Source organism: Kineococcus gurbantunggutensis, assembly GCF_050871925.1.
GTDB lineage: Bacteria > Actinomycetota > Actinomycetes > Actinomycetales > Kineococcaceae > Kineococcus.
The window spans coordinates 1-8,161 of sequence record NZ_JBJLSG010000193.1 but is presented as its reverse complement, the minus strand read 5'-3'; the positions used below and the strand labels follow the sequence as shown (position 1 = coordinate 8,161).

Annotated in this window: 6 protein-coding genes; 5 read left to right on the top strand and 1 reads right to left on the bottom strand. The window is 76.3% G+C overall.

Annotated features, from left to right (window positions below):
• Positions 1–169 precede the first annotated feature (169 nt).
• Positions 170–1,558: a sensor domain-containing phosphodiesterase gene (locus ACRYR7_RS22645; protein WP_432574371.1), complete on the top strand. Its 1,389-nt coding sequence runs from the start codon at positions 170–172 to the stop codon at positions 1,556–1,558.
• On the opposite strand, the gene ACRYR7_RS22640 is transcribed toward ACRYR7_RS22645, so the two are convergent.
• Positions 1,509–2,960: a GH1 family beta-glucosidase gene (locus ACRYR7_RS22640; RefSeq protein ID WP_432574370.1), complete on the bottom strand. Its 1,452-nt coding sequence runs from the start codon at positions 2,958–2,960 to the stop codon at positions 1,509–1,511. The two genes, ACRYR7_RS22645 and ACRYR7_RS22640, sit on opposite strands and share 50 nt — an antisense overlap.
• 180 nt (positions 2,961–3,140) lie before the next feature.
• Between ACRYR7_RS22640 and ACRYR7_RS22635 the strand changes: the two genes are divergently transcribed.
• From ACRYR7_RS22635 to ACRYR7_RS22620, 4 genes are all read left to right on the top strand, one after another.
• On the top strand, positions 3,141–4,034 hold the full coding sequence (locus ACRYR7_RS22635; protein WP_432574369.1) for a LysR substrate-binding domain-containing protein: 894 nt from the start codon (positions 3,141–3,143) through the stop codon (positions 4,032–4,034).
• Positions 4,035–4,180: 146 nt separating this feature from the next.
• A complete protein-coding gene (gene kdgD / locus ACRYR7_RS22630; RefSeq protein ID WP_432574368.1) occupies positions 4,181–5,101 on the top strand; it encodes a 5-dehydro-4-deoxyglucarate dehydratase in 921 nt (306 codons plus the stop codon).
• Between the two features lie 65 nt (positions 5,102–5,166).
• Complete coding sequence (locus ACRYR7_RS22625) at positions 5,167–6,498, top strand: enolase C-terminal domain-like protein (protein ID WP_432574372.1); 1,332 nt, start codon at positions 5,167–5,169, stop codon at positions 6,496–6,498.
• A 28-nt stretch (positions 6,499–6,526) separates the two neighbouring features.
• Positions 6,527–8,047, top strand: a complete 1,521-nt coding sequence (locus ACRYR7_RS22620) for an aldehyde dehydrogenase (NADP(+)) (protein WP_432574367.1) — start codon at positions 6,527–6,529, stop codon at positions 8,045–8,047.
• Positions 8,048–8,161 lie beyond the last annotated feature (114 nt).

Genomic DNA, 8,161 nt, shown 5'->3' with positions numbered 1-8,161 from the left:
GCCCCCCCGCGGGGCCCGCCGCCACCCCGACGTGAGCACCCTCACGTGACGGAAAACTCCTTTCCGTGACGAATCGACTACCGAGAGGCACACTGGAGGTCCGCGCCGTCGGCGCGGGCAGCTCCGTGCAACAGCTCGCGGAGGGGGGACCGTCCGTCGAGGAGGCCGCGTGGGCCAGCCACCGCACCAGCACGCCCGGGAGGGCGACGCGGACCCGGGGGCACCCGTGGACCCGGGGGCGGCCGCGGACCCCGCGGCGCCCGAGGTGCAGCGCCTGCTCGACCTGGCGCGCACCCACCTGGGCACCGAGATCGCGTGGGTGTCGCTCTTCTCCGAGGGGCGCCAGCTCATCAGCACCCTCAGCGGCGACGGCGCGGCGATGCGCGTGGAGCAGGGCCACGCCCCGCCGCTGCAGGAGTCGTTCTGCGTGCGGGTGCTCGCCGGCAACCTGCCCGCGGTCGTCCCCGACGCCCGCCGCGACCCGCGCACCCGCGACCTGGCCGTCACCGCCCAGCTCGGCATCGGCTCCTACGCCGGCGCGCCCCTGCACGACGAGCACGGGCGCCCGGTGGGGATGCTCTGCTGCCTCAGCCGCGGGGCCGACCCGCTCCTGGACGAGCGGGCCCCGCGCTACCTGGCGATGGTCGCCGACCTCATCGCCGACCACCTGGCCAGCCCGCTGGCGCGCGAGCGCCGCGCGCTGCAGCAGACCCGCGGCCGGGTGCAGCGGCTGCTGGAGCGGCGCGACCTGCGGGTGCTCTTCCAGCCGGTGCTGCGCCTGGGCGACCACGGCGTCGTCGCGCACGAGGCCCTGGCCCGCTTCGGCGGGGAGGACTTCCCCTCCCCGGACCTGGCCTTCGCCGCCGCCGGGCGCGCCGGGCTGGGGGTGCAGCTGGAGCTGCTGGCCGCCCGCACCGCCCTGGAGCAGCTCGAGCGGGTGCCGGCGGGCACCGCGCTGAACATCAACCTGTCCGCGGAGGCGCTCGGCGACGAGGAGGTGCAGGGCGTGCTGCTGCAGCACGCGCGCCGCGCCGCCCGCACGGGCCGCTCGATCACGGCGGAGATCACCGAGCACGTGCAGGTCACCGACTACCCGGCCCTGGTGGAGGCGGTGCGGCGGGTGCGCGTCGGCGGGGTGCGCATCGCCGTCGACGACGCCGGTGCCGGCTACGCCAGCTTCCGGCACATCCTGCAGCTGCACCCGGACACGATCAAGGTCGACGTCAGCCTCGTGCGCGACGTCGACGTGGACCCGGTGCGCCAGGCGCTGACGCGCTCCCTGGTGGACTTCGCCGCCGACGTGGGCGCCTCCCTGGTGGCCGAGGGCGTGGAGCAGCCCGGCGAGTCCGCGGCGCTGCGGCGCCTGGGCGTGGGCCTGGCGCAGGGCTTCCTGTTCGGCCGGCCCGCCCCGGCGCCGCGGCCGGGGACGGGCGCGGCGCCGGGGGTGGTGGACCTGGCCGAGCCGGCGGTGGTGCTGGGCGAGCGCCGCGCCGGCCGGGCCGCCGGGTTCAGCGGGGCGGCTGCGCATCCCCGCGAGCGGCGCGCTGGGCGGCCGTGAGGCGCTGGAACCAGCGGTAGCTGTCCTTGGGGGTGCGCACCTGGGTGTCGTAGTCGACGTGCACGATCCCGAAGCGCTGGTCGTACCCGAAGGCCCACTCGAAGTTGTCCATGAGGGACCACACGTAGTACCCGCGCACGTCGGCGCCCTTGGCGACCTGCTCGGCCAGGCCCGCCAGGTGCCCGGCGAGGTACTCCACGCGGTCGGTGTCGTGCACGACGCCGTCCTCGCCGACGACGTCGGCCTCCGCGGAGCCGTTCTCGGTGATCCACACCGGCGGGCAGTGCGGGTAGCGGTCGAAGACGTCGGCGACCAGGCGGCCCAGCGAGGGCGGGTCCACGGGCCAGCCCATCGTGGTGTGCCGCAGCTCGGGGCGCTCCACCTGGCGCACGCCGACGTCCATGGCGGTGCGCTCGGCGGGGTCGGGCTCCTCGTGCGGGGCGTCGGCGACCACGGCGGGCGTGTAGTAGTTGATGCCCAGGAAGTCGATCGGGGCGCCGATGACCTCCAGGTCGCCCTCGCGCCGGTAGGAGCCGTCGGCCATCTCGCCCCACGTCTCGCGCTCGGAGTCCGGGTAGCGCCCGGCCAGCAGCGGCTCGGTCCACACCAGGTTGTGCTGGGTCAGCGCCCGCAGCGCCGCGCCCCGGTCGGCCTCGGAGTCGGTGGCGGGGGTGACGAGGTCGAGGTTGAGGGTGATGCCGACCTCGCGCACCCCGGCCTCGCGCAGCTGCGCGACGGCCAGGCCGTGCCCGAGCAGCAGGTGGTGGGCGGCGGCCAGGGCGGGGGTGCCCTCCTTGGCGCCGGGGGCGTGGTGGCCGTTGGCGTAGCCCAGGAACGCCGAGCACCAGGGCTCGTTGAGGGTGATCCAGCGGCCGACGCGGTCGCCGAGGGCGTCGGCGACGAGGCGGGAGTACTCCGCGAAGCGGTGCGCGGTGTCGCGGGTGCGCCAGCCGCCGTCGTCCTCCAGCTCCTGCGGCAGGTCCCAGTGGTACAGGGTGACGGCCGGGTCGATGCCCCTGCCCAGCAGCTCGTCGACGAGGCGGTCGTAGAACGCCAGGCCGGCGGGGTTGACCGGGCCGCGCCCGCCCGGCTGCACGCGCGGCCAGGCCACGGAGAAGCGGTAGGAGTCCACCCCGAGGTCGGCCAGCAGGGCGACGTCGTCGCGGTAGCGGTGGTAGTGGTCGCAGGCGACGTCGCCGGTGGCGCCGTGCAGGGTCTTGCCGGGGGTGCGGCTGAAGGTGTCCCAGATGGAGGGGGTGCGGCCGTCCTCGGCGACGGCGCCCTCGATCTGGTAGCTGGCGGTCGCGGCGCCGAGCACGAAGCCCGGGGGGAACGTCGGCAGCTCGGGGGTGGTCACGGGTCCTCCTGGGGCGTTCGGGGTGGGGCGGTCGCTCGCGAGCATCGCCGACCGCGGCGCGCGGGGCGCGTCGGCGCGCCGACACCGTCGAAGCGGTTCGACGCGCCGACCCGGCCGAGGCCAGGCGTCCGCCCCGCGCCGGTCGAGGAACCGCCGGGACGGGGCGGTGCCCCGACCGCGATGCTCGCCCGGCCCCGGTGCGCCACGGGGCGATACCGTCGCGGCATGGCGATGACGCTGGAGCAGCTGCGCGGCTTCGTGGCGGTGGCCGAGGAGCTGCACTTCGGGCGGGCCGCGGAGCGGCTGCGGATGACGCAGCCGCCGCTGAGCCGGCAGGTGCAGAAGCTGGAGCGCGCGGTGGGCGCGCAGCTGCTGGAGCGCGACAACCGCCGGGTGGTGCTCACCGCGGCCGGGGCGGCGTTCCTGCAGGACGCGCGCCGGCTGCTGGCGCTGGCCGAGGCCGCGCCGGTGACGGCGCAGCGGATCTCCTCGGGCAGCCGCGGCGCGGTGCGCATCGGGTTCACCGCGGCCTCCACGTACGGCACGCTCGGCGCGCTGCTCAACGCGCTGGGGCGTGAGCTGCCCGAGGTGGACCTGGAGCTGCGCGAGCTGGTCACGCGCTCGCAGGTGGAGGCGCTGCGGCACGACGAGCTGGACCTGGGTCTGGCCCGCCCGCCGTTCGAGACGGCCGAGTTCGCCTCGCGCTGCCTGCACCGCGAGGCGATGCTCGTCGCGCTGCCCCCCGGGCACCGCCTGACCTCGCTGCGCCGGCCCGTGGGCGCGCGGGACCTGGCCGACGAGCCGGTGGTGATGCACTCCTCCACCCGGGCGCGCTACTTCTACGACCTCGTCGTCTCCTCGGTGCCCGTGGTGCACGGCAACGTCGTGCACACCGTGGACCAGGTCCTGACGATGCTGTGGCTGGTGCAGGCCGGACGCGGCCTGGCGTTCGTGCCGGCCTCGGCGGCGCGCCTGGGCATCGCCGGCGTGGAGTACGTGCCGCTGGCCACCGCCGAGCCGGAACCGGTGGAGCTGCACCTGCTGTGGTCGCGCTCCTCGCGCAACCCCGCGCTGCGCCGGGTGCTGGACGTCCTCGACCGGGAGACCGTCGCCCCGTGATGCCCGGCGGGCATGGCGCGATGCGACAACGGTCCTGTACGCGCATCGAGGCCGGTTCGTACGGTGGGCGGGCCGTCGACCGAGCAGGTCGACCCCCCGACGCCTGAGCGGACCCCGCGCACCGACCGACCCGAGGACGTGTCCCCATGCCGCAGCTCGAGCCCGCAGACCTCGCCGCCCGCCTGGGGTCGGGCCTGCTGTCCTTCCCCGTGACCCACTTCGACGACGAGCTGCGCTTCGACGAGGCCCGCTACCGCGAGCACCTGGACTGGCAGGCCTCCTTCGGCGTGGCCGGGCTGTTCGCCGGCGGCGGCACCGGCGAGGGGTTCTCGCTGACCTCCGCCGAGCACGACCGCGTCGTGCGCGCGGCCGTGGAGGAGGTCGGCGGGCGGGTGCCGGTGGTGGCCGCCGCCACCGGCGGCACCGCGCAGGCCGTGGAGCAGGTGCGCGCCGCCGAGGCCGCCGGCGCCGACGGGGTCCTGCTGCTGCCCCCCTACCTCACCGAGGCCAGCCAGGCCGGGCTCGTCGAGCACGTCACCGCCGTGTGCGCCGCCACGAACCTCGGCGTCATCGCCTACAGCCGCGCCAACGCCGTGCTCGAGGACGTCACCGTCGAGCAGGTCGCCGACCGCAACCCCAACCTGATCGGCCTCAAGGACGGCGTGGGGAACATCGAGCGGATGACGCGCACCTACGCGCGCCTGGGCGAGCGCCTGCTCTACGTCGGCGGCCTGCCCACCGCCGAGACGTTCGCGCTGCCGCTGCTGCAGCTCGGGGTGACCACCTACTCCTCGGCGATGTACAACTTCGTGCCGGAGTTCGCGCTGGAGTTCTTCGCCGCCGTGCGCGCGCAGGACCGCGTCAAGGTGTACGGGATGCTCAACGACTTCGTCATCCCGTACCTGGACATCCGCGACCGGCAGAAGGGCTATGCCGTCTCCATCGTCAAGGCCGGGCTGACCGCCGTGGGCCGCGACGGCGGCCGGGTGCGCCCGCCGCTGACCGACCTGCGCCCCTCCGAGCTCGCCGAGCTGACCGCGCTCGTCGAGAAGGTGCGCCAGCGGTGAGCGCGGGCACGCTGGACGCGGGGACGGGCGCGGGGACGGCGGGCGCGGCGGGGGCGGGGACGGTGCTGCCCGCGCGCACCCCCACCGTCGCCTCCGTGGAGGTGGTGCCGGTGGCCGGGCACGACAGCGCGCTGCTGAACCTCTCCGGCGCCCACGCCCCGTACTTCACCCGCACCATCGCCATCGTCACCGACAGCTCCGGCGCCACCGGCCTGGGCGAGGTCCCCGGCGGCGAGGCGATCCGCCGCACGGTCGAGGAGGCCGGCGAGCTGCTGGTCGGTGAGCCGATCGCCCGCTACGCGCAGCTCCTGGCGCGCGTGCAGCGCACCTTCGCCGACCGCGACGCCACCGGCCGCGGCCTGCAGACCTTCGACCTGCGCACCACCGTGCACGCCGTCACCGCCCTGGAGTCCGCGCTGCTGGACCTGCTCGGTCAGCACCTGGGCGTGCCGGTGGCCGAGCTGCTCGGCGAGGGCCAGCAGCGCGATTCCGTGCCGGTGCTGGGCTACCTGTTCTACGTCGCCGACGCGGAGGCGACCGGCCTGCCGTACGTGCGCGAGGCGGACCCCGCCGACGACTGGGAGCGGCTGCGCCGCCAGCCCGCCCTGACCCCCGCGGCCGTCGTCGCCCTGGCCGAGGCCGCGCAGCAGCGCTACGGCTTCAGCGACTTCAAGCTCAAGGGCGGGGTGTTCCCCGGCGAGCAGGAGGCCGAGGCCGTGCGCGCCCTGGCCGCCCGCTTCCCCGGCGCGCGCGTCACCCTGGACCCCAACGGCGCCTGGCCGCTGGAGCAGGCCGTGGCCCTGGGCCGCGAGCTGCGCGACGTCCTGGCCTACGCCGAGGACCCCTGCGGCGCCGAGGGCGCGTACTCCGGGCGCGAGACGATGGCGGAGTTCCGCCGCCGCACCGGCCTGCCCACCGCCACCAACATGATCGCCACCGACTGGCGGCAGATGGCGCACGCGGTGCGCGCGAACGCCGTGGACATCCCGCTGGCCGACCCGCACTTCTGGACGATGCGCGGCTCGGTGCGGGTGGCGCAGCTGTGCGAGGACTTCGGCCTGACGTGGGGCTCGCACTCCAACAACCACTTCGACGTCTCCCTGGCGATGTTCACCCACGTCGGCGCCGCCGCCCCGGGGTCGATCACCGCCCTGGACACGCACTGGGTCTGGCAGGACGGCCAGGGGCTGACCACCGAGCCGCTGCGCATCTCCGGCGGCGCGGTGCAGGTGCCGCGGCGCCCCGGCCTGGGCGTGGAGCTGGACCGCGAGGCCCTGCGGGCCGCGCACGAGCTGCACCGCGAGCACGGCCTGGGCGCCCGCGACGACGCCACCGCCATGCGCACCCTGGTGCCGGGGTGGACGTTCGACCCCAAGCGGCCCGCGCTGCAGCGCTGACCGAGACGCACCACCGAGGAGGAACCCCGTGACCGACGTCGTCAGCACCGACCCCCGCACCGGAGCGGCCGTGGAGGCCGTCGCCCCCGAGACGACCACGGCGGAGGTCGCCGCCCTGTGCGAGGCGGCGCTGGCCGCCGCCCCTGCCCTGGAGGCGATGGGCCGCGAGCGCCGCGCCGCCCTGCTCGACGCCCTCGCCGACGCCCTGGAGGCGCGCCGCGAGGAGGTCGTGGCCCTGGCGGACCGGGAGACCGCCCTGGGCACCACCCGCCTGAACGGCGAGCTCACCCGCACCACCTACCAGCTGCGCCTGTTCGGCGAGGTGCTGCGCGAGGGCTCCTACCTCGAGGCGACCATCGACCACGCCGGGGACACCCCGATGGGCCCGCGCCCGGACCTGCGCCGGATGCTCGTGCCCCTGGGGCCGGTGGCGGTGTTCGGGGCCAGCAACTTCCCGCTGGCGTTCTCCGTGCCCGGCGGCGACACCGCCTCCGCGCTGGCCGCCGGCTGCCCGGTGCTGCTCAAGGCGCACGGCTCGCACGCGGCGACCTCGAAGCTGGTGTTCGAGGTGCTGGCCGCGGCGGCCGCGGGGTTCGGCGCCCCGGAGGGGACCCTGGGCATCGTCTTCGGCCAGCAGGCCGGCGCGGACCTCGTCGCGCACCCGGCGGTGCGCGCGGTGGGGTTCACCGGTTCCGTCACCGGCGGCAAGGCGCTGCTGCGCATCATCGAGTCCCGCCCGGACCCGGTCCCGTTCTTCGGGGAGCTGTCCAGCCTGAACCCCGTCGTGGTCACCCCCGCCGCGGCCGCCGAGCGCGGCGAGCGGATCGGGCGCGAGACGGTGGCCTCCTTCACGCTGGGCGCGGGGCAGTTCTGCACCAAGCCCGGCCTGGTGTTCGTCCCCGCCGGCGCGGAGGGCGACGCGGTCGTGGCGGCGATGAGCGAGGCGGTGAGCGGGTCCCCGGCGCAGGTGCTCCTCAACGAGGGGATCGCGGGCTCCTACGGGCGCACCAGCGCCGAGCTGGCGCAGCTGCCGGGGGTGCGCACGCTGGCCCGCGGCGGGCAGCCCGACGGCGAGGGGGGTTTCACCGCGGTCCCGCTGCTGCTGTCGGCGGACGCGGTGGACCTGCCGGCGGGGGTGACCGAGGAGTGCTTCGGCCCGGTGAGCACCGTGGTGCGCTACGAGGACGAGAAGCAGCTGCTGGCCGCGCTGGAGGAGGTGCCCTCCTCGCTGACGGCGACGGTGCAGCGCGGGACGGGCGAGACGGACCTGCCGGGCACCGTCGCGCAGGCGCTGCGCCCGCTGGCCGGTCGGATCCTCTTCGACGCCTACCCCACCGGGGTGGCGGTCTCCTGGGCGCAGCACCACGGCGGCCCGTGGCCGTCGACGAACTCGCAGCACACCTCGGTGGGCACCAGCGCGATCCGCCGGTTCCTGCGCCCGGTGACCTGGCAGGGCGCCCCCGCCGAGCTGCTGCCGGCGGAGCTGACCGACGGCTTCACCGGCATCCCCCGCCGCGTCGACGGCGTCCTGCACACCCCCGGGTCCTGACCCCTCCCCCACCGCGCTCCCCCTCCCCACCCCCTCCCTGGGGGGGGGGTGGCGGCGGGGCGGCAGGGTAGTGGGCGGCGGCGGGGGGGGGGCGGCGGCGCGCGGGGGGGCCGG

What these genes read in the sequence shown, in the direction of transcription:
- ACRYR7_RS22640 (WP_432574370.1), bottom strand. Translation starts at nt 2,960, where the DNA reads ATGCTCGCGAGCGACCGCCCCACCCCGAACGCCCCAGGAGGACCCGTG.
- ACRYR7_RS22635 (WP_432574369.1), top strand. Translation starts at nt 3,141, where the DNA reads ATGGCGATGACGCTGGAGCAGCTGCGCGGCTTCGTGGCGGTGGCCGAG.
- kdgD (WP_432574368.1), top strand. Translation starts at nt 4,181, where the DNA reads ATGCCGCAGCTCGAGCCCGCAGACCTCGCCGCCCGCCTGGGGTCGGGC.